The sequence below is a fragment of the Pseudomonas sp. 18175 genome, from assembly GCF_050432925.1.
In the GTDB taxonomy this organism is placed as follows: Bacteria; Pseudomonadota; Gammaproteobacteria; order Pseudomonadales; family Pseudomonadaceae; genus Aquipseudomonas.
The window spans coordinates 1-19,475 of record NZ_JBKFTO010000030.1 but is presented as its reverse complement, the minus strand read 5'-3'; the positions used below and the strand labels follow the sequence as shown (position 1 = coordinate 19,475).

22 protein-coding genes and 1 tRNA gene are annotated in these 19,475 nt (G+C 55.0%); 16 read left to right on the top strand and 7 right to left on the bottom strand.

Annotation, left to right across the window (positions count from 1 at the left end; translation table 11 throughout):
* Positions 1–233: 233 nt before the first annotated feature.
* From ACLD1Y_RS28150 to ACLD1Y_RS28140, 3 genes are all read left to right on the top strand, one after another.
* Positions 234–1,322: an asparaginase gene (locus tag ACLD1Y_RS28150; protein WP_429480951.1), complete on the top strand. Its 1,089-nt coding sequence runs from the start codon at positions 234–236 to the stop codon at positions 1,320–1,322.
* Positions 1,323–1,513: 191 nt separating this feature from the next.
* On the top strand, positions 1,514–1,765 hold the full coding sequence (locus ACLD1Y_RS28145) for a DUF1654 domain-containing protein (RefSeq protein ID WP_429480950.1): 252 nt from the start codon (positions 1,514–1,516) through the stop codon (positions 1,763–1,765).
* A gap of 4 nt (positions 1,766–1,769) precedes the next feature.
* A complete protein-coding gene (locus ACLD1Y_RS28140) occupies positions 1,770–2,459 on the top strand; it encodes an endonuclease (protein WP_429480949.1) in 690 nt (229 codons plus the stop codon).
* Between the two features lie 31 nt (positions 2,460–2,490).
* Here the strand turns inward: ACLD1Y_RS28140 and ACLD1Y_RS28135 are convergent, their stop codons facing one another.
* Positions 2,491–2,856, bottom strand: a complete 366-nt coding sequence (locus ACLD1Y_RS28135) for an SPOR domain-containing protein (protein WP_429481002.1) — start codon at positions 2,854–2,856, stop codon at positions 2,491–2,493.
* Positions 2,857–3,118: 262 nt separating this feature from the next.
* On the opposite strand from ACLD1Y_RS28135, the gene csrA reads away from it, so the two are divergent.
* Together csrA and ACLD1Y_RS28125 are read left to right on the top strand one after the other, a co-directional pair.
* Positions 3,119–3,313: a carbon storage regulator CsrA gene (gene csrA / locus ACLD1Y_RS28130; protein ID WP_003192511.1), complete on the top strand. Its 195-nt coding sequence runs from the start codon at positions 3,119–3,121 to the stop codon at positions 3,311–3,313.
* 255 nt (positions 3,314–3,568) lie between these two features.
* A complete protein-coding gene (locus ACLD1Y_RS28125; protein WP_429480948.1) occupies positions 3,569–3,823 on the top strand; it encodes a hypothetical protein in 255 nt (84 codons plus the stop codon).
* A gap of 25 nt (positions 3,824–3,848) precedes the next feature.
* On the opposite strand, the gene ACLD1Y_RS28120 is transcribed toward ACLD1Y_RS28125, so the two are convergent.
* A complete protein-coding gene (locus ACLD1Y_RS28120; RefSeq protein WP_429480947.1) occupies positions 3,849–4,520 on the bottom strand; it encodes an HAD-IA family hydrolase in 672 nt (223 codons plus the stop codon).
* 279 nt (positions 4,521–4,799) lie between these two features.
* Between ACLD1Y_RS28120 and ACLD1Y_RS28115 the strand changes: the two genes are divergently transcribed.
* From ACLD1Y_RS28115 to ACLD1Y_RS28100, 4 genes are all read left to right on the top strand, one after another.
* The gene (locus ACLD1Y_RS28115; protein ID WP_429480946.1) at positions 4,800–5,051 is read left to right on the top strand and encodes a DUF2790 domain-containing protein; all 252 of its coding nucleotides are present in this window, start codon (positions 4,800–4,802) and stop codon (positions 5,049–5,051) included.
* Positions 5,052–5,092: 41 nt separating this feature from the next.
* Entirely contained in the window at positions 5,093–5,764 is a 672-nt protein-coding gene (locus ACLD1Y_RS28110; RefSeq protein ID WP_429480945.1) for a heavy metal response regulator transcription factor, read from the top strand.
* The gene (locus ACLD1Y_RS28105; protein ID WP_429480944.1) at positions 5,761–7,161 is read left to right on the top strand and encodes a heavy metal sensor histidine kinase; all 1,401 of its coding nucleotides are present in this window, start codon (positions 5,761–5,763) and stop codon (positions 7,159–7,161) included. Before ACLD1Y_RS28110 ends, ACLD1Y_RS28105 begins: the two co-directional genes overlap by 4 nt.
* Positions 7,162–7,282: 121 nt before the next feature.
* On the top strand, positions 7,283–7,600 hold the full coding sequence (locus ACLD1Y_RS28100) for a hypothetical protein (protein ID WP_429480943.1): 318 nt from the start codon (positions 7,283–7,285) through the stop codon (positions 7,598–7,600).
* Between the two features lie 15 nt (positions 7,601–7,615).
* Here ACLD1Y_RS28100 and pcp read toward each other — a convergent pair whose 3' ends face one another.
* The 3 genes from pcp to ACLD1Y_RS28085 are packed head-to-tail and all read right to left on the bottom strand — an operon-like array spanning position 7,616 to position 9,928.
* Positions 7,616–8,257 (bottom strand): pyroglutamyl-peptidase I, encoded by a 642-nt coding sequence (gene pcp / locus ACLD1Y_RS28095; RefSeq protein WP_429480942.1) that lies wholly within the window; start codon positions 8,255–8,257, stop codon positions 7,616–7,618.
* A 7-nt stretch (positions 8,258–8,264) separates the two neighbouring features.
* On the bottom strand, positions 8,265–9,215 hold the full coding sequence (locus ACLD1Y_RS28090; protein ID WP_429480941.1) for a DUF979 domain-containing protein: 951 nt from the start codon (positions 9,213–9,215) through the stop codon (positions 8,265–8,267).
* A complete protein-coding gene (locus ACLD1Y_RS28085; protein WP_429480940.1) occupies positions 9,212–9,928 on the bottom strand; it encodes a DUF969 domain-containing protein in 717 nt (238 codons plus the stop codon). The genes ACLD1Y_RS28090 and ACLD1Y_RS28085 overlap by 4 nt, the downstream gene beginning before the upstream one ends.
* A gap of 319 nt (positions 9,929–10,247) precedes the next feature.
* Between ACLD1Y_RS28085 and ACLD1Y_RS28080 the strand changes: the two genes are divergently transcribed.
* Both ACLD1Y_RS28080 and ACLD1Y_RS28075 read left to right on the top strand, forming a co-directional pair.
* Positions 10,248–10,793: a hypothetical protein gene (locus ACLD1Y_RS28080; protein ID WP_429480939.1), complete on the top strand. Its 546-nt coding sequence runs from the start codon at positions 10,248–10,250 to the stop codon at positions 10,791–10,793.
* A gap of 77 nt (positions 10,794–10,870) precedes the next feature.
* Complete coding sequence (locus ACLD1Y_RS28075; protein ID WP_429480938.1) at positions 10,871–12,298, top strand: MFS transporter; 1,428 nt, start codon at positions 10,871–10,873, stop codon at positions 12,296–12,298.
* Between the two features lie 25 nt (positions 12,299–12,323).
* Here ACLD1Y_RS28075 and ACLD1Y_RS28070 read toward each other — a convergent pair whose 3' ends face one another.
* Both ACLD1Y_RS28070 and ACLD1Y_RS28065 read right to left on the bottom strand, forming a co-directional pair.
* Complete coding sequence (locus ACLD1Y_RS28070) at positions 12,324–12,773, bottom strand: hypothetical protein (RefSeq protein WP_429480937.1); 450 nt, start codon at positions 12,771–12,773, stop codon at positions 12,324–12,326.
* 158 nt (positions 12,774–12,931) lie between these two features.
* Positions 12,932–13,002: transfer RNA gene (locus tag ACLD1Y_RS28065), tRNA-Val, on the bottom strand.
* Between the two features lie 51 nt (positions 13,003–13,053).
* Between ACLD1Y_RS28065 and ACLD1Y_RS28060 the strand changes: the two genes are divergently transcribed.
* The 5 genes from ACLD1Y_RS28060 (at position 13,054) to ACLD1Y_RS28040 (ending at position 18,558) form a co-directional block, all read left to right on the top strand.
* A complete protein-coding gene (locus ACLD1Y_RS28060; protein ID WP_034107569.1) occupies positions 13,054–14,010 on the top strand; it encodes a tyrosine-type recombinase/integrase in 957 nt (318 codons plus the stop codon).
* 780 nt (positions 14,011–14,790) lie between these two features.
* A complete protein-coding gene (locus ACLD1Y_RS28055; RefSeq protein ID WP_187681850.1) occupies positions 14,791–15,000 on the top strand; it encodes a hypothetical protein in 210 nt (69 codons plus the stop codon).
* Positions 15,001–15,220: 220 nt separating this feature from the next.
* Entirely contained in the window at positions 15,221–15,703 is a 483-nt protein-coding gene (locus ACLD1Y_RS28050; RefSeq protein WP_187681849.1) for a hypothetical protein, read from the top strand.
* Positions 15,704–17,255: 1,552 nt separating this feature from the next.
* Positions 17,256–17,705, top strand: coding sequence for a DUF2846 domain-containing protein (locus ACLD1Y_RS28045; RefSeq protein ID WP_187681848.1), 450 nt, complete (start codon positions 17,256–17,258; stop codon positions 17,703–17,705).
* 226 nt (positions 17,706–17,931) lie between these two features.
* A complete protein-coding gene (locus ACLD1Y_RS28040; RefSeq protein WP_429480936.1) occupies positions 17,932–18,558 on the top strand; it encodes a recombinase family protein in 627 nt (208 codons plus the stop codon).
* The last annotated feature ends 917 nt before the right edge of the window (positions 18,559–19,475 follow it).

Here is a 19,475-nt window from a genome sequence, read left to right as displayed (position 1 = left end):
TCGGACAACCGAACGCGACACGCTCCGACGTTCGGAAAGCCGGACAACTGTCAGAAAAACCTTACTGATAAATAAATTAAATCCCTTATGGAACAATCACTTAATTTAAAACCAATAACTGATTCAGCTTGGTACAGATCCTGCTCTAACCCAGCACCTCGCGGCATTCAGCATCGCCCGGGTGTTCTAGATGAACCTGCTACAGCACTCATCAAAAACCAGAGAGAAAAATAATGAAATCTGCACTGAAGAACTTTGTCCCGGGCGCATTGGCCCTCCTGCTGCTGTTCCCCGTTGCCGCCCAGGCAAAGGAAGCTGAAACCAAGACCAAACTGTCCAACGTGGTGATCCTTGCCACCGGCGGCACCATCGCCGGTGCGGGTGCCAGCGCGGCCAACAGTGCCACCTACCAGGCGGCCAAGGTCGGTATCGAGCAATTGATCGCCGGTGTTCCTGAGCTTAGCCAGATCGCCAATGTGCGCGGCGAGCAAGTGATGCAAATTGCGTCAGAAAGCATCAACAACGACAACCTGCTGCAACTGGGCCGTCGCGTCGCCGAACTGGCCGACAGCAAAGACGTGGACGGCATCGTGATCACCCACGGTACCGACACCCTGGAAGAAACAGCCTACTTCCTCAACCTGGTGGAAAAGACCGACAAGCCCATCGTCGTGGTCGGCTCCATGCGTCCAGGCACCGCCATGTCGGCGGACGGCATGCTCAACCTGTACAACGCCGTGGCTGTGGCCGGCAGCAAAGATGCACGCGGCAAAGGCGTGCTGGTGACCATGAACGACGAGATCCAGTCGGGTCGCGACGTCAGCAAGATGATCAACATCAAGACCGAAGCGTTCAAGAGCCCATGGGGCCCATTGGGCATGGTGGTTGAAGGCAAATCCTACTGGTTCCGCCTGCCGGCCAAGCGTCACACCACCGACTCGGAATTCGACATCAAGAACATCAAGAGCCTGCCCGATGTTGAAATCGCCTACGGTTACGGCAACGTAAGCGACACCGCCTACAAAGCCCTGGCCCAGGCTGGTGCCAAAGCCATCATCCACGCGGGCACCGGCAATGGCTCGGTGTCGTCCAAAGTCGTTCCGGCCTTGGTGGAACTGCGTAAGCAAGGCGTGCAGATCATTCGTTCTTCCCACGTCAATGCCGGCGGTATGGTTCTGCGTAACGCCGAACAGCCTGACGACAAGTACGATTGGGTTGCAGCACTTGACCTGAACCCACAGAAAGCCCGCATTCTGGCGATGGTCGCCCTGACCAAGACCCAGGACAGCAAAGAGTTGCAACGTATTTTCTGGGAATATTGATCCCCCGGTGATACCTCGGCAGCGGCGGGTTCACTCGCCTCTGCCACCTCGAAAAACCCTTCGTTAAAAATCCTCCGCCCTACACCAACCCACCTAAACCGCTGTCAGATGGACGCCTTGAGTTTTAAGCAGTTGCGAAATCGCTTACAGTTAAATACTGTATGCACGTACAGCTAATTAAGGAACTCTCCGTGGCAAAGTCCTCCTCCGCAGCGCCAACTCCACCTGACGCTTACGCACGCCTGGCCATTCGTGTGCAAAAGATCATCAACTCGACCAACGCCCAGAAGGCCAAGGCCGCCTTGATCTTCCGCTTGCCGGACGAACCCGAGGATGAATGGCAGCGCTTGCTGGAGGAAATCGCGGAGAACGACAACGTCACCCTTGCTTACCGGGATGATGGTGGTGTGCAGATTTTCTGGGTTGTGCCGAAGGAAGACTGATTCAATGAGTGCCCGTTTTATTGCTGCGTGTTGCCTGTTTTTTGCCGTCACTGCCCATGCCCAGGCACCTCGAACTTTCAGCGAAGCCAAGAAAGTCGCCTGGACGCTCTACGCACCGCAATCCACCGAGTTTTATTGCGGCTGTAAGTACACCGGCAACCGGGTGGACCTCAAAGCCTGCGGCTACGTCCCACGCAAAAACGCCAGCCGCGCCGCACGCATCGAGTGGGAGCACATCGTCCCGGCCTGGCAGATCGGGCATCAGCGCCAATGCTGGGAGGCTGGGGGCCGCAAGAACTGCACGCGCAATGACAAGGTGTTCCAGCGCGCCGAAGCCGACCTGCACAACCTGGTGCCAAGCATCGGCGAGGTCAACGGCGACCGTAACAACTTCAGTTTTGGCTGGCTGCCGGCGCAACGCGGGCAGTACGGGTCCTGCCTGACCCAGGTGGACTTCAAGGCCAAGAAGGTCATGCCGCGCCCTTCCATTCGGGGGATGATCGCACGCACCTATTTCTACATGAGCAAGCAGTACGGCCTGCGCCTGTCGAAACAGGATCGGCAATTATACGAAGCCTGGAACAAGACCTACCCAGTTCAGGCCTGGGAGCGCCAGCGCAACCAGACCGTGGCCTGCGTGATGGGGCGCGGCAATGAATTTGTCGGCCCGGTGAACCTCAAGGCCTGCGGTTGAAGGTGGGCGGGACGCCCGCCCAGCCTTCTCGTCACTGTGCGGGGGTGTGTTCGATGACCTCGGACACCGTATCGGTTTTCTTGGCGCGAGCCATTTTCTCGTTGAGCAGTGCCTGCTTGGCTTCGGCTTCGGCCTTGGTGGCGAACGGGCCCAATAGCACTTCGTCCTTGCCGTCGACTTTCACGATATAAAAATTGAAACCATGTTCCAGCAACCAGGCGGTCAGATCTGTGATTGCCTGCAACTTGTGGTCCGGCGGGCCGACCCGCAAGTCCCATTCCTGGGCGGCAATTGCGCCGGCTTGTGGCTGGCTTTGGACCACGGCAGGCTTGGCCTTGGGGGCATCGACGCTTTTGCCTTCACCGCAACCGGCCAATGCCAACACCGCAATTGCCATCGCTACTCTACGCACTGCCCTGCTCCTTTAAGGATAAAGAGGCGACTTTATCATTCACTGTCTATTCTGGCCGTCATAAACGTTGGCTTAAACAATGCGAATCATGTATCGCAGACCTGTATGATGCCGCCATGGGAATTAATGTCGCCTCTATGCGTCCTAAAAGAGGCAGTCACAGGGAAGCGCTTAGCAGTAAGCTATACACATACGACATCTGCCCTGTCTGAAACATGTGTCCTTAAAAGTAATCAAGGAGAAGTCCATGCTTATACTCACCCGCAAAGTTGGTGAAAGCATAAACATCGGTGATGACATTACGATCACCATCCTGGGCGTCAGCGGCCAGCAAGTACGAATCGGCATCAACGCCCCCAAGGATGTTGCCGTGCATCGCGAAGAGATTTACCAGCGCATCCAGGCCGGCCTGACTGCTCCGGACAAAAATCAGACACCTTGAAGCGCCCTCAGTAGCCAGCCCTTTCGTTCACTGTAACGGCTGGCGAAAACCCCTTCGAACCACTCATGTCCTGGCGACGGAACAACGTCTTGACCGTTGCCGCAATATGGCATGTGCTCACGTCTGAAGCTTGTCGCCCCCTTCACAACCGAAGGCTTGCGACTGACCCGTATCTCGATCTGATCGCCGGTATTTACAGGTACGCAACACTGCCTATGCTTTGGCTTGAATGGTCAGATAAAGGCGCAGAAGTAGATGGACTCCCTGAGTAAATCCGAAATCGAATCCGCCCTTGCGGCTCGCCTGCCCAGCTACAACGTCACCTGCACGCTGCACGCCGACGGTACTCTTTCGGCCGTGCTCAGCGGCCCTGAAACCGACCACTTTGCAATTACCGGCATAGTGCGGGCGCACTATCGAGGCCCCGAGGCAATCGCCCGACTGGCCAATGAACTGCTCAGGGAAATGGTGCTTTCACGCCAAGGTATTCGAAAAGGCCGAGACCAATGATGGGCTCGGCCTTTTTTACATCAGCTCAAACGTTCAACACGTACAGCAAGCCCTCGGCATCACGCTGCACGTGCAAGTGCTCATACCCGTCGGTCGAAGGATGCGCCGTCACCATCGGGGCATGATGGGTCGAGCTCACTACCATCACATCTGCTCCCGCCGCTTCTGCCGCGCGGATACCCACACTCGCGTCCTCGAACACCAGACAATCCTGCACCGGCACGCCCAGACGCTGGGCACCGAGCACGTAACAGGCTGGGTTTGGCTTGCCAATGGCCACATCTTCAGCCGTTACCAGCACCGCAGGGGGCTCGATGCCCGCCGCGTGCAACCGGCGCAACGCCAACGCCCTGGGTGCGGAGGTCACCAACGCCCACTGGTCACCCGGCACACCGTTCAGAAACGCGACGGCGCCAGCAATCGCCACCACGCCTTCGACATCATTGATCTCGGCCTCGGTAATCCACTGCGCCTCGGCCTCGGGATCAACGCCGGGCAATGCCTGGCGCGTAATGGTGTCGATGGCGCGCGCACCGTGGATCGTCGCCAGGAACGCCTCAACATCCAGGCCGTGGCGTTGAGCCCAGGTACTCCACACCCGCTCGGCGGCGGCGATGGAGTTGAGCAGGGTTCCGTCCATATCGAACAGGAAGGCGCGATAACGTCGGGCAAATACGGCTGAACCAGGGGTGGACACTGCGTGGTTTCCTCGCGGGCGGTAACAAATAATCGGCCCGATGCAATCTACGGATCACCCCGCAGCTTGTAAACGCCATCGCCGCATCACGGTTGCATTACAGGTTTGTAATCCCACGCCAAGGAAATCACAGACCTGATCCTCGAAGCCTCTGGCCGCCAGCCTTAAGCCTTTCATTACAAACTTGTCATCGTCCTGTTGGCGAGCTGTTCGGGTCGCCTGGTTAACGTGAACGCACTGCTACGACCTGGCAGCCCCCCCCTAAAGAGAGAGATCGCCATGAAACTGATTATGTTCGGCTTCGCCGCCTTGCTTGCCACCGGCTCTGTGTTTGCAGCCGATGCCCCCGCCGTGATTCACGACAAGACCGGCTTCTTCGTGCACCTGGACGTGGATAAAGTGCTGTCGAGCACCGACACCTACGGACAATGCGGCATCGTCCCTGCACGGCTCGACTACCTGGACCATCAGGGTCGCGAGCACGTACTCGATTACCAGGTGCAGGGCATGGGCTGCCCCAGTGACAACTGATCGGACTACACTTGCGCAACGCTAGAGACAGGGCACCTCCCATGAACATCCTTGTAGTTGAAGACGAACCCAAGGCCGGCAATTACCTGCTCAACGGCTTGCAGGAATTGGGCTACTCCGTAAGCCTCGCCCGCGATGGCGTGGACGGCTTGCACCAAGCGCTGGAAACCCCGTTCGATGTGATCGTGCTGGATGTGATGATGCCCAAAATGGATGGTTGGGAAGTGCTGCGGCGCCTGCGTAAAGAAGCCGACACCCCGGTACTTTTCCTCACGGCCCGCGATGACATTGCCGACCGCATCAAGGGCCTGGAACTGGGCGCCGATGACTACCTGATCAAGCCTTTCTCGTTCGCCGAACTGGTCGCACGCCTGCGCACCCTGACCCGCCGTGGCCCCAGCCGCGAAGAAGAGCAACTGCAGATCGCCGACCTGCACATCGACGTCTTGAAGCGTCGCGTCATCCGCGCCGACACACGTATCACCCTGACCAACAAAGAGTTCGCACTGCTGCATTTGTTTTCCACGCACCAGGGCCAGGTGCTGTCGCGCTCGCTGATCGCCTCTCGGGTGTGGGACATGAACTTCGACAGCGACACAAACGTGGTCGATGTTGCCGTACGGCGCCTGCGCCTGAAAATCGACGACCCATTCCAGCTCAAGCTGATCCACAGCGTGCGCGGTATCGGCTACCGCTTCGACACCCAACCATGAGCAAACACCGCCATCATTCCCTGACCCTGCGCCTGGCACTGATCTTTGCCCTGCTCGCCTTCGCATTGCTGGCAACCCTGGGCGTGGCGCTGTACCGCGAGCTGGAGCGAGAGTTGGTCATGCGTGACGACGCCTCACTGATCAGTCGCGTGGACCAACTGCGCAACCTGCTCAACGACAGCAATACCCTGGACCTGATCAAGACCAAGCCCGAACTGTTCCAAAACATGCTGGGTAACCGTGAGTCAGTGTTGAGCATCACCGCGCCAGGGCAGAAACCGCTGCTGCTGGTAAACCCAGGCAATATCGACTTGCCATCCATACCTGCCGTACCGAAAAACCATGAACTTGGGTTTGCCGACGTCTACCACTTCGCCAACGGGAATGGCGTGCCCTTTGCCACTGTGGCGGCGACCATCGACACCGGCGACCTGGGCAGCCTGCAAGTCACCACCGGGCGCCTGATGACCGAGCGCACCGCCGTGCTGGCCAGCTATCGGCTGAGCGTCTATATCCTGGCAAGCATCGCCGCGATCATCCTGGCGCTGGCGGGTTACCTGCTAGTACACAGAGGCCTGTTGCCACTGCGGCGCCTGGCCCTGCATGCCCAGGGAATCGGCGTCAACAACCTCGCCGAGCGCTTGGATAGCCAAGGCGCCCCCAAAGAACTGCTGCCCATGATCGATGCGTTCAACACCATGCTCGAACGCCTGGCCAAGGGCTTTGTGCAACTGGGTCAGGTGTCCACCGACATGGCCCACGAACTGCGCACACCGATCAACAACCTTTTGGGCGAAACCCAGGTCGCCCTTCAACAGAGCCGCAGCATCGAGAGCTATCAGCAACTGCTGGCCTCCAATGTCGAGGAGCTTGAGCGCCTGGCGCGGATGCTCGACAACATGTTGTTCCTGGCCCGCACCGACCCAGCCAGTGCCTTGCGACAACGCCAGCAATTGAGTGCGGCCGATGAGGTTGAGCGCATTGCCGATTACTTTGAAGGCTTGGCCGGCGATGTGGATATCGGCATCCATGCCGAAGGCGAAGGCATGATCTGGGCTGAACCGATGCTGCTGCGCCGGGCGTTGGCCAACCTCTGTGCCAACGCCATCAAGTATGGCGCGCCGGGCTCCGAGCTGGTGATCCGAGCGGTGCCAAATGCCGAAGGCGTCAACCTCAGGGTCAGCAACCGAGGTGAAACCATCCCGGCTGAGCACCTACCGCGATTGTTCGAGCGATTCTACCGAGTGGATCAATCGCGGGAACGCTCGTCCCACTCCAATGGCTTGGGCCTGTCAATCGTGGCGACCATCATGCAGTTGCATAATGGCCGATACAGTGTGAGCAGCGAGGCGGGCGTGACGTGTTTTGAGTTGTTCTTTCCACGGCAGGAGGACTGAAAAGTACACGCCAGACACTCGGTGGTATTTTGCAAAAATTTGCCTATCACCAACGCTCCAAACTCCCACTACTCTTGCTTCCCAAATGCACTCTCACAGTATTTGAAACAGGTGGCATGCTTTGGAGAAGAAACAATATCAGTTGAGTGGCGCGAACGCGCTGGACATCCCGTTTCAAGGTGGAAACGGTGGTGGTAATGACGGAGGCTCAGGCATGGAAAAACGCGTGGGCTTACTGGAAAAGAGGCTAGCCGAAATGAAAGAGAAGCTATTTGCCGTTTCGAGCAAGACAGACACCCTTGAAAAACACTTCGCCACCAAGGCTGACCTGGCGACCACCGAGCTGAACCTCATCAAATGGTACGTCGCCACCGCCTTCGCAATGACCGGATTGGCCTGCGCCATCACCTTTGGGCTTACCCGCTTGTTGGTGACCTGAGACCCAGCGGGCAGGTCAACTGACCTGCCCACCCGCTTCGGTGGCATCCACGGATGTTTGCCAGGCGGCCAGCACAGCACGGCGCAAACCCTCGACAATCCTGTCCAACGCCATCGAAGGCCTGCCCGAGCCCACCACCTGCTCAGGCAGCCAGGGCACGTGAATAAAACCACTGCGTACAGCTGTCCCTGCGAGCGCATGCTGCAACAGATAAAACACCTGGTTGCACACAAACGTACCGGCGGTCTGCGAGACAGACGCCGCCATGCCCGCATCGCGCACAGCCTTGACCATTGACTTGATCGGCAGTGTCGAGAAGTAGGCCGCCGGGCCACCGTCCACCACTGGCGTATCGACAGGCTGCTCCCCCAGGTTATCGGGGATACGTGCATCGTTGACGTTAATCGCCACTCGCTCGATGGAAATATCGCTACGCCCAGGGCCAAGGCCAGTGGCGATGACCATCGCCGGGCGTAACTCGTTGATCGACCGGGCGAGGCATTCACCCGCCGTGGCAAACGCGCAAGGCAGGCGACGCGCAACAATCTGCACATCGACATCCAGCAACACGCCATCCAACTGGCGAACGGCTTCCCAGGAGGGGTTCACGTCATCTTGATCGAAGGGCTCGAACCCCGTCAGCAGTACGGTTTGCATCCTGGCCTCACATCAACAGATACAGCAGCACGATATTCACCACCAGCATCATCAGCGCCGTTGGCAATTGCGCCTTGATCACCGCGTTCTTGTCCGGTAACTCGAGCAACGCCGCCGGCACGATATTGAAGTTCGCGGCCATCGGGGTCATCAAGGTGCCACAGTAACCCGAGAACATGCCGATCGCCGCCATCACTGCCGGGTTGCCGCCGTAGATACCCACCAGCACCGGCACGCCGACACCACCGGTCATGACCGGGAAGGCCGCGAAGCCATTGCCCATGATCACGGTGAACAACGCCATGCCCAGCACGTAGACCATCACCGCCACCAACTTGAAATCCAGGTTGATATACGTGGTGGTGACATGGGCGACAGCCGTGCCGACACCTGCTTCATTAAACAGCAGCCCCAGCATCGCCAGCATCTGCGGCAGCACCATGGCCCAGCCGAGGGCTTCGGTGAGGCGACGGGATTCGCGCAGGGCTTGCACCGGTGTATCGCGGGTCAGCCAGCACGCCAGGCCAAGGGCGATCAGGCAACCGATGCCCAGGGAAACGAAGGTGGTATTTTTTGGGTCCAGCAGCGGTACGCCGCCGATCTCGGTGTGCTTGAGCAACACCGAACCAATCACCGTGGTCAGGGGAATGGCCAATGCCGGGATAAACAACTTGTGCCCCAGGCGGCCAGCACTGGCGCGGGAGGCCTTGTCATGCAACTCGGCGTGCTTGCCACGCCCTACGCCGCCCATGCCGGCGATCAACGCCATTACCACTACACCCGCGCCGATCACCACCGATGGCAAACGCTCACCCACCAGGAACGGAATGGCAAACAACAGCCAGAACAACGCACTGGACCAGCGCTTGGGGTGGGTTCGGTCAAGCAGGATCATGCCCGCGGTAATCAGCAGCAGGACGCCGGCCAGCCAGTAAAGGTATTGAATAGAGATGATCATTGCGCAGCCTCCACTGGGGTGGCGGCCGGTGTCATTTCACGGGTGAGCCTTCGGTCAAATCGATGGAGCCGGATCGCATGCACGATAAACGCACAGATCGCTGTAGGAATTCCCCACACCGCAATGTGCAGCGGCTCAACGTCAATCCCCGAGCCCAGCAGAAAGGTGTGCATCAGTGCAATCGCACCAAAGGCCACAAAGATATCCTCGCCAAAAAACAGCCCGACGTTATCGGTTGCCGCACACATGGCCAGCACCTTGTGGCGCAGCTTGTCCGGCAGTTTGCCGTAGCGTTTCTCCGCCGCCCCCTCGGCCATCGGTGCCAACAGCGGGCGCACCATTTGCGGATGCCCGCCCAGGCTGGTCAAGCCCATCGCCGCGGTGGATTCACGCACGAACAAATAGATGATCAACAAACGCCCGACCGTCGCACGCTCGAACCGTGCAATCCAGTTCTGTGCATGCAGGCGCAACCCGTGGCGCTCCAGCAGGCCGATGACCGCCAGGGGCAATAACAAGATCAATTGCAGGGCACGGGTCTGAAGGAAGCCCTCCCCCATGGTGGCGAGAATTTTCTCCAGCGGAAAATGGGCTGCCAGCCCAGTGGCGATAGCGGCAGCGGTAACCACCAACAGCGGGTTGAAGCGCAAGACAAAGCCAACCACGATGACAAGTACGCCGATCAACGGCCATAGATTCACAACAGTTTGCATGACGGTGAGGTCCTTAAGTGCGCGCTGCGGCGCCATTACAGCAGGATGTGAACAAAGGGTTCACAGCAGGAAGGTGGCGTGCAGTCGGCTCGGTTTTTTATTGTTGACCCGGAAGGTCGAGCGTCAGTGGCGGCAACTTTGCTGCCTGAGGCGGGAGGTGTCCAACAAGAAAAATTGTTGCTGCACACCAATTAATTTTGTGGGCGGTCGAACACCTTGCGTAACAAGCTGTAGACAGCTGCCGAGGGATTCGCGCATGGTAGCGCCGCCCGTTAATTGGGCGTACGCCTCTTATTATTGTTGTGGATATGGAAATTCAATGAAAACCCAAAAGGTCTTGATCGCCCTCTCCTGCGCCGTTGCCCTGTCCCTGCTGGGTGGCTGCGCAGCCAAGGTCAAAAGTGGCGGCAGCGACGCACTGGCCATCCCGGAATCCGCCAAGCAGAACCTGGTGGTGAGCATCAAGGGTGAAGGCCAGGTCGAACAGAACCCGGACTGGAACCTGCTCAAGCGCGACTGGAACAACGCGCTGCAAGTGGAAGCCCGTCAGGCAGGCTTCAATGTCACCGAAAGCCCATCGGTGGCGCCAAACGGCCAAGACGGCGTAGGCATCAGCGTCAACGTCAGTAAGTTCCGCTACATTGAGCCGGGCTCGCGCTACGTCGCCGGAGCACTCGTGGGTAATGCCTGGGTGTTCTCCCGCGCCGACTATTCCGACCTCAAATCCGGCACGCCCATTGGCTCGCGTACATACGATACGTCGTCGTCCGCCTGGGAAGGGATTGCCTCGGCGATGACGCAGAAACAGGTCCAGGCCATTGCCAAACAAATGATCAGCGATATCAAGAACGCCAAAGCCAAGTAAAACTCATCGGGTAGGGTGGTGGCCGCTGAGACAAACGCCCGGTATGGTCAACCCTCAGTGATAAAGAGGCCGTACCGGTGACTTCTCCCGCCACACCTATTCCAGATACCGCCCTCAGCCTGCAAACCCGCCTGATCGCCCTGGTGGTCGCCGTGACCTTCTTCATGGAGAACCTCGACGCCACCGTCATCGCCACGGCACTGCCGACCATGGCCAGCGCCTTCGGGGTCACCCCGGTCGATATGAACATCGGCATCACCGCCTACATTCTCGCCGTGGCGATCTTCATACCACTGTCCAGTTGGGTCGCTGATCGCTTTGGTGCGCGCAGGGTGTTCGCTGGCGCGATCATCGTGTTCACCCTCGCCTCATTGCTCTGCGGGCTTAGCCAGAGTCTTGAAATGTTTGTCTTCGCCCGTGTGCTACAAGGCATCGGCGGCGCACTGATGGTGCCCGTGGGACGCTTGGCGGTGCTGCGCAATACCGACAAAAAAGACCTGGTGAAGATGATCGCGATCATCACCTGGCCCGGTCTGGTTGCGCCAATCCTTGGGCCATTGGCCGGCGGATTGATCGTCACCCACGCGTCGTGGCCGTGGATCTTCTACGTTAACCTGCCACTCGGTGCCCTGGCGCTGGGCGCTGCACTCTGGCTGGTACCGGAAGGCCGCGAAGCGAGCGTACGCGCGTTCGATGCCAAAGGTTTTGTGTTGCTGGCAGGCGCCTGCGTGGCGCTGCTGGGCGGGCTGGAATGGCTGGGAAGCCAGACCGGAGAAAGACTGCTTCCGGGCTTGGGGCTGGTCGCCGCGGGCTTACTGCTAACGGTGTGGGCCGTGCATCATTGCCGGCACTACACCGACCCGCTGCTGCCACTGCACACCCTGTCCATCAATACCTTTCGCGTGAGCATCTACGGTGGCTCGTTGTTTCGCCTGGCCATCAGCGCACTGCCGTTCTTGCTGCCGCTGCTATTTCAAGTTGCCTTTGGTTTATCCCCGGTGGATGCAGGCTTGTTGGTGCTGGCGGTGTTCGCCGGCAACCTGGCGATGAAACCGTTTACCACTGCCATCATGCAGCGCTACGGATTTCGCAACGTATTGCTGGTGAATGGGCTGATCGGGGTGGTATCGATTGCTGCTTGTGCGTTTTTCACTGCCCAGACACCATTTGCTCTGATTGCGGCCGTGTTGTTTGTGGGCGGGCTGTCACGCTCGATGCAGTTCACCTGCTACAACTCAATCGGCTTTGCCGACGTGCCCAAGACGCGTATGAGCGAGGCGTCGGCGCTGTTCAGCATGTCATTCCAACTGGCCATGGGGATGGGCGTGACGGTGGCGGCGTTATTGCTGCGAGCCTCCATGACCGTGCAGGGGCATGACGTCCAGGCCCAGGCGGGAGACTTTCGTGTCGCATTTGTAGGGGTAGCGCTACTGGGAATACTGGCACTGATAGACGTGTACCGGTTGCCGGCAGGGTCTGGCGAAAGTGTGTTGAAGCGCGGTTGAGCGCATCAACACACCCTCCGCGCAATCAAGCCGTGGTGCTGACCATTGAACCCGATGTGCTGCCACCCTCTTGCGTGAGGGCTTGCAGCAGAGCGGAAGTCGCTGTCTGCAGCGCAGCGCTGGTGGCCGCAATCTGCGTTTGAGCCGCTGCGACTGCCGCAGCCTTGGCATCGTCGCTCTGGTTGCTGGACTGCACTTTTTGCAGGGCTTGTTGCTGCTCTTGAAGTTGCTTTTGCAACTGTTCGATCTGCTTCTTCAACTCCTTGACCGTATCAGAGTCTTCCGAGGTCGACGAAGCCTCGCTGCTGCCGCCTACGCCGCCAGCGCCTTGCGCGCCCGCCTTCATGTCGACAGTTGTACCGCCTGTGCTGCTCGTGCTGGTGGTAGCGGAGCTGTCGGTAGTCGTGGCATCAGTTGAACTGGCAACGCTTGGAGTAGCTGATACGGAGGCGAGACCGCTGGTGTTGATAAGCATGCCAAATGTCCGATGACGAGGAAGTACTAACAACATCGACCTGGTGGGCGAATACTTTAGGCCGGAGTCAGCGTTTTCTGTAGGAAAATTCTAGACAACAAAAAAGGGCCCACCTTTCGGTGAGCCCTTCTAGACCGCCCAGCAGAGCGGATTTTGTTTGGTAGGCGCGATTGGACTCGAACCAACGACCCCCACCATGTCAAGGTCTGCTTGCGCAAGCTGCAAGCCTTGCTGCTCTTGGATTTCACAGAACGCCCATTCACATCATGAGGCGTCAAAAATGGCCACTTTCCGCTTACTTCCGTCCGGCAACTGGAATGCTCAGGTACGGATTCAAGGCAAATCTCCCCAGTCGAAAACCTTCAGCACCAAGGCAGAAGCTGAGTCATGGGCGAACCATCTCGAAGCCGTGACGGTGGAACGCAAGCATCACACTATATATACGCTGGGCATGACCTATTGCGAAACCATGCTCAAAGGTAAAGGCAGCTACGACCATGCACTTAAAATCGTGGAGCATCTGGGCAGGCATTTCACGCAGCCTATTCACGAAATCACGCCGCAGATGATCAATGACTTCAAGATTATGCGATTGAAGAAGGTGAAACCGTCCACGTGCAGGACGCAACTCGCATTCATGTCCCGCTTCTACAGGTTCGCTAAACGCGGCCTACTGATTGACATTCACAACCCTGTCAGTGATATCGCACTTCCAAAGCCAGACCGGTCTTCAGACAAGGTGATCCGGGTAAGTGAGCTTGAGCGCTTGCTGGAAAAGCTCTCTCCCACCATGAAACTCATCGTTGAACTAGCATACGAAACTGCGATGCGACGCTCTGAAATACTGAAGCTGACCAAAGAGTGTCTGCACCTCAAAGAGCGTATTGCCGATGTGATCGATGGGAAGAACGGCACACGGTCAGTTCCCCTCACCCACCGTGCGGTAGAGATTCTTGAGCTCGCCCAATTGTGGGCTACTGTAGAATGTCACCCCAACAACTTAATCTTCACGGTCACTCCGCATGCCGTCTCTCAGGCCGTGCGTCTGGCACGCGTTAAAGCTGGACTAGATAGTAGCGTTAGGTTGCATCAACTGAGACACACCAGAATCACCAACGTAGCTAAAAAGGGATTCAATAACGCTCAGATCATGATTGTCTCAGGGCACAGAGATACACGATCCGTAGCGCGATACTCCCACTTGAATGTCAGGGACGTACTACACCTGATCGACTGATCAAGCCGGGCAGGCAACCATGATGAGTTAGTTGTTGGCTGCCCCCCTTCCAAATGATCGAAGCAATCAAACACCCCTGCCTTGACCTTGAAAAGAAACTTAAAAAGAGTTGACAAAATCACTCAACAGGCATTTACAAATGAGAGTCATTCGCGTATAATGAAGCATATATAGAGGAAAACGATGCTCCATCTTATGGTGAGTCTGTTAGATTATTAGTCGTTTATTGACAGCTATATTGATAACTCTCTCCTCTAATTTCTAGAACCACAATCATCATAGATTGTGGTTTTTTATTGCCACACCAAAACACACTTAATTCTTTATAACCAATCCTCAAATGGAGGTATCACCATGCCCGTCGTAAAACGCTGTCTAACTTGCAACAAAGCAATGATCGGCTTTCGTAGCCACGCCGTCACTTGCTCATCTACCTGTCGCGGAATTCGCTGGAGGGCAAACAAAACACCATTGGTGTCTCTGAAGCTAGCATTTCGCATCCATCACTTTGAAGCAATCAAAGAAGCTGCTAAGGCATCTGGCGCATCTATTAACAAGTACGTGCATGGTCGTCTAATTAAAGATTTGGAGCTTTCACAATGAAGGTATTCCTCAATCAACAAGCTGTTTTCCAACTGGAAGCGCTAATGCGTCGAGCTGGGCATAAGAATCATCAGCACTGCCTACAGGTTTTGATTAGTACCGTCACCAATAACCTTAGACGTGCAGACGAGAGGAAAGCTGCGCATATATGACACATACCAACCCAAAGGATAAATAATGAATACTTATACTGACAAAGTTTTTACCACACCAATGCTTGAACGTCACTTAGCAGTCAAGCAAATTCAGCACTACCAGCATCTCCAGCAGTCGGCATTATCAACTAGTGACAAGCAAGAACTCAGACGTACTACTAACATTATTGACAAGCTTTCGACAGAGTATGGCGCTTCATTACTTCATGAAGCTCGGGCGCAATCCAAATGAGTACCAGCCTACATCACGTCCACAGGGCACTTGTAAGGGCATTTGAACGGCAGTGTGCAAAAGGAACGACACGGCAACAAGTCACACAAACTGTACAAAAGCTTGATAGTGATGCAGTCAGCATAAGCGCCAGCACCAATACCACTAAGCTCAGTGATGAAGAGTATAAAGCCACCCTAGTGCAGAAAATGATTGCACTAATTCACAAAAGGAATCTGAAATGAGCCACAAGACTAAGATTGTAATTAACGGAACTCCACCCAATTGGTGCGATGCAGAATTCGAGACACGTGTTGATGCATGGTTGAATGTTTACCGGGGCACCACCCAATGCATGAAGCATGTACGGTCACCACTTCCGCATGACTTTCTGGAATTAGTAGCTTTGAAAGTATCAGAGGGATACACAGTAGCTCGCAATCAAGGCGTTACACACGAATCGCTCAACCATTCGTGCTGGATGATTAAGCCAGACTATAAGCAGCAGAAAGATATTGATGACATTCGAATTCGAATCAAAGCTGAGTATGTTGAATTCCTACAAGGTGAGCATGTCCGATATCAAGACTTGCTACGTCAACAACTTATCCAAGCAGCTGAAGCGAAAGAGCAGAAGAAGCTCGACGACGCTCGTAACAAACGGCTGTTAGAAATCGACAAAGAGGTGAGCGACACATATTCCCCACTTGTTATTCCGGGGTAATCCAGTGATCCAGTGACAGACGCTGCTAGCGATACCTGCTAAAAGCTCCCACAACGGCTTTACAGAGCGTTCCTGATGCAACCCTACCCAGCGTAGCCCCGACAGCTTAAAGGGCTGTACGGGGCTTTTGTTTGCCCACAGGAAAGGTGGTGAACTGCTCCACTTTTCTAAACGAGAATGATCACTAAATGAGAATAGGTCCTGACAGAATGTGTTTTTACCTGTAGAATGGGCATTCAGCCGCCGAGCGTAGCGAGGTGGGTAAAGCAAAAGCTTTATATTTAAGAATATGTATATTCTCTGCTAGCAAGCAGAGTAAGTATATTAGAGATAGATAAGAGGAGAGAGAGGATACACCTCTCTAATAAAAGAGTATTATCTTTAAAGAATAATATTACAAGGTAACCACCTTGTATAACTATTAAGAATAACTCTTCTGAGTAAACTCAGGGTAAGATCAAAAGCGAGATAGCTTCGCTACTCATCTCTTCTGAAAAGCATTCGCTGACGCTCACTGGCGGACACGTCTTTGTATGAGAGTGGTTAAACTCTAGATACCATCACTGATTGTCAATCAGAACATATCAGCATCTTCTGTGTCTCACACAGAAATCATTTGAAGAACATTCAGGCAAGGAGGAATGAAGTGGAACCAAACACCAGACATTCACCTCCCACCGTTACGGTGATACAACATTCTCATCAATCAGACTCTTGATGGTTCACCATCGTCATTTGATGATAGCTGTAACGCTCCATGGTCACGCCTGAAAGGCTTTACGCTCAACTCAATACCAACGCAAGCCTACCGACCTCTGGCTGCTCACGCAGCGTCAGGGGCTTTTTGTGGGCGATGATATTTTCCATTTATAAATTCGTACCACATTCGATTGCCATCATGATTGATCGCTGTCAGGAGCATTATCAGGAATATAACTACACCCATAACATACGAATTTACACACCACCTCCCCTACAGCCCTGATTTTTAAAGGTCTTCAGCTTTTCCCTAGTTAAGCTCGATTGCTTTCCCCTCCAATTCCCCTGACGTGCGTTGGAATGCGGATGAAAACGACGCCATTTTAAGTCTGAAATCATTAAAACCTCCCGACTCCCGTTGCTTAGCTCGACTTTATCAATGCTCCCGCACCCTGAAGGCAGCGGTGATATGGTCCAGTTCATCCCAAGGCCGTGAGCCTTGGCCTGCATGCCCACATCCAGCCAGATATACAAACAATGACGCCTTATCTGATTCCTTTGCGATGCACCGCAAGTCTTACAGGACGCCACGCCCTGTTGTAGGCGCCACTGGGCGCTCCAATTAATCAAATCGTCGTTAGCAGACATCACCGCGCTTCCCAATCTGAATTTCTGTACAAGGTTATGATTTTGTAAAGGATTCTATATTCAAAGCTCCCTCAGCCCTTAGCCCCATCACCAGCACATCGGTAAAAATCACAATCGTGGCAGTCATGAATCATGGCATAATGCTATCTAGGCGACTTGGAGTCGCCCGATACCTGATAGAGCCCATACCGATAAAGGACTTACGATGAACTGTCGCATTAAGATGTTTGGAGCCGCTATAGGCTTCGCTTTCCTCACCGGCTGCGCATCCGTGCCAATGGGCGCATCTGATGCAGACGCCAAGCTAAAGACCTTCTCGCCGCCCCCACAGGACCAAGCCGGACTTTACATCTACCGGGATAGCTTCGTAGGTCAGGGCTTGAAGAAGACTGTGACAGTGGATGGCAAGGCCATTGGTGAGACAGCTAACCGCGTCTACTTCTACCGACTGGTAAATGCTGGTAACCATACGATTGGTACAGAGTCGGAGTTCAGCGACAACATGATTAACTTGGTCGCGGTAGGTGGCAAAAATTACTATATCCGGCAGTCAATAAGGATGGGGGTGTTTGTAGGAGGCGCCAGTCTTACGGTCGTGCCTGAGGCTGTAGGTCAAGCACACCTGCAAAAATGCGAGCTAGCAGCTTCACAGTAAAGCCAACAGACAATCCTGTGGGCGCATTTGCTGAGCATCACAGGATGCCTCACCTCTGATAAAAACCTGCATAGCGTGTCATTAAGGGTGTACATCAGGCATCACAGGATAGCTGTACATAAAGTATCCAAAAGAAAGCCCGAAAGAACGTGAATACATTTATTGACACACCCTTCGTGACACACCATAATGTGATACATCCTAAATGACACGCAGGGGCTTCAACATGTTTATCCGTGCCTACCTTCGGGCATCAACCTCTGAGCAAGATGCCAGCCGTGCCAAAGCAGCCCTTGTATCATTCGCTGCTGAAAATGGTCATAAGATCGCAGCCTTCTACATAGAGAATGAATCAGGCACGAAGCTGGAACGTCCTGAGTTGTTCCGTCTTTTGGAAGACAGTCATGAAGGCGACGTGCTGCTGATTGAACAAGTCGACAGACTCTCCCGCTTGTCTCCTGATGATTGGGCAACACTGAAAGCTAAGATCGCAGTCAAGAAAGTGACAGTGGTATCCCTCGACCTGAGCACCAGTCACGCAGTATTGAAACCAACCGAAGGTATGAACGACTTCACAAAGGGAATGATTGCAGCGATCAATGGCATGTTGCTCGACATGCTGGCTGTAGTCGCCCGTAAGGACTATGAAGACCGTCGTCGTCGTCAGGCTGAAGGTATCGAGAGGGCGAAGCAGCAGGGCTCCTACAAAGGTCGTCAGGCGGACACAGAACTGCGCAACCGCATTACAACACTGCTGAATGACGGCAAGAGTATTCGTTCAGTTGCTGGGCTATTGGAGTGCAGCACAACCACAGTCCAAAAGGTGAAGGCATCTATCAATCCAGAGTTATAAGCAAAGCTCACAGGAGCAACGAGAAAGCAGGGTGAGCTGGTGCATTCCCACTCAGTTAAACCTTCCTATACGCACTCCTACGCAGTCCTATGCGTCACCTCAGACACCCCGCCGGATTTCTGCATTCTTTGACGGGGATGTTCTGCCAAAAAGCCTAAGGCGTTAAACCCATCAGACCAATATCCAGCACCCACCGGATTTGGCCATCTGCAAATAAGGATTCGACTTAGAATCGAGATTCAAAAATACATGGGGTTAGTATTTTTGGGGGGGATTGTTTACCCTCTAGCTCTTATTCGACGTCGAAATAATCACGTCACTCTGGTTGCTCTCAGTGCAAGCTGAATGCTGATGCTGCTTGAGCGGCGAAAAAAGAATCGTTGATAGAATCGCTGTTCTATAGAACCCATGCAAGGGCGGATCGGAACGCTAACGTAGGCTAATGCTAGGCGATTCACCGGGTGGCATCTATGTGCGATGATGGCATTTTGGATGGTCTAAGGAGTAGGACGTGGAATTTTCGGATGAGTTTTTAGCAAAAATCAATGAGGACCCCATAGGTGTTGGATGGTCAGTCTGTCGAACCGTAACGGGGCGGTGTAAACCGGCTACTGCGGACGCCCATGGTCCACTTTTGCTAGAGGCGACTTTACTTCTAGGTTCGATGGTAAAGGGCGGGTTGTTGCAAACGCTCGCTACGCCACCAGTAATCAATAATGGTAGCTTGCGTAGAGCAACTGACGCCTACTCTTACGTTATGCAAATCCAGCGGGAAATCGAAGCGATTCGGGCGCGTGAAAGTGCTGTCCAATGTAAGCGAACGGTGAACACGCCTACCGATCTCCCAAATTAAGGGCGATGGTGTCCGCCTATTTTTAAGCGGACGCGATAGCCCTTAAATGCGCCAACGAAGCTCT

What these genes read in the sequence shown, in the direction of transcription:
- ACLD1Y_RS28115 (WP_429480946.1), top strand. Translation starts at nt 4,800, where the DNA reads ATGAAACTGATTATGTTCGGCTTCGCCGCCTTGCTTGCCACCGGCTCT.
- pcp (WP_429480942.1), bottom strand. Translation starts at nt 8,257, where the DNA reads ATGCAAACCGTACTGCTGACGGGGTTCGAGCCCTTCGATCAAGATGAC.
- ACLD1Y_RS28070 (WP_429480937.1), bottom strand. Translation starts at nt 12,773, where the DNA reads ATGCTTATCAACACCAGCGGTCTCGCCTCCGTATCAGCTACTCCAAGC.
- ACLD1Y_RS28110 (WP_429480945.1), top strand. Translation starts at nt 5,093, where the DNA reads ATGAACATCCTTGTAGTTGAAGACGAACCCAAGGCCGGCAATTACCTG.
- ACLD1Y_RS28045 (WP_187681848.1), top strand. Translation starts at nt 17,256, where the DNA reads ATGAACTGTCGCATTAAGATGTTTGGAGCCGCTATAGGCTTCGCTTTC.
- ACLD1Y_RS28080 (WP_429480939.1), top strand. Translation starts at nt 10,248, where the DNA reads ATGAAAACCCAAAAGGTCTTGATCGCCCTCTCCTGCGCCGTTGCCCTG.
- ACLD1Y_RS28140 (WP_429480949.1), top strand. Translation starts at nt 1,770, where the DNA reads ATGAGTGCCCGTTTTATTGCTGCGTGTTGCCTGTTTTTTGCCGTCACT.
- ACLD1Y_RS28105 (WP_429480944.1), top strand. Translation starts at nt 5,761, where the DNA reads ATGAGCAAACACCGCCATCATTCCCTGACCCTGCGCCTGGCACTGATC.
- ACLD1Y_RS28150 (WP_429480951.1), top strand. Translation starts at nt 234, where the DNA reads ATGAAATCTGCACTGAAGAACTTTGTCCCGGGCGCATTGGCCCTCCTG.
- csrA (WP_003192511.1), top strand. Translation starts at nt 3,119, where the DNA reads ATGCTTATACTCACCCGCAAAGTTGGTGAAAGCATAAACATCGGTGAT.
- ACLD1Y_RS28050 (WP_187681849.1), top strand. Translation starts at nt 15,221, where the DNA reads ATGAGCCACAAGACTAAGATTGTAATTAACGGAACTCCACCCAATTGG.
- ACLD1Y_RS28060 (WP_034107569.1), top strand. Translation starts at nt 13,054, where the DNA reads ATGGCCACTTTCCGCTTACTTCCGTCCGGCAACTGGAATGCTCAGGTA.
- ACLD1Y_RS28055 (WP_187681850.1), top strand. Translation starts at nt 14,791, where the DNA reads ATGAATACTTATACTGACAAAGTTTTTACCACACCAATGCTTGAACGT.
- ACLD1Y_RS28085 (WP_429480940.1), bottom strand. Translation starts at nt 9,928, where the DNA reads ATGCAAACTGTTGTGAATCTATGGCCGTTGATCGGCGTACTTGTCATC.
- ACLD1Y_RS28125 (WP_429480948.1), top strand. Translation starts at nt 3,569, where the DNA reads ATGGACTCCCTGAGTAAATCCGAAATCGAATCCGCCCTTGCGGCTCGC.
- ACLD1Y_RS28040 (WP_429480936.1), top strand. Translation starts at nt 17,932, where the DNA reads ATGTTTATCCGTGCCTACCTTCGGGCATCAACCTCTGAGCAAGATGCC.
- ACLD1Y_RS28090 (WP_429480941.1), bottom strand. Translation starts at nt 9,215, where the DNA reads ATGATCATCTCTATTCAATACCTTTACTGGCTGGCCGGCGTCCTGCTG.
- ACLD1Y_RS28135 (WP_429481002.1), bottom strand. Translation starts at nt 2,856, where the DNA reads ATGGCAATTGCGGTGTTGGCATTGGCCGGTTGCGGTGAAGGCAAAAGC.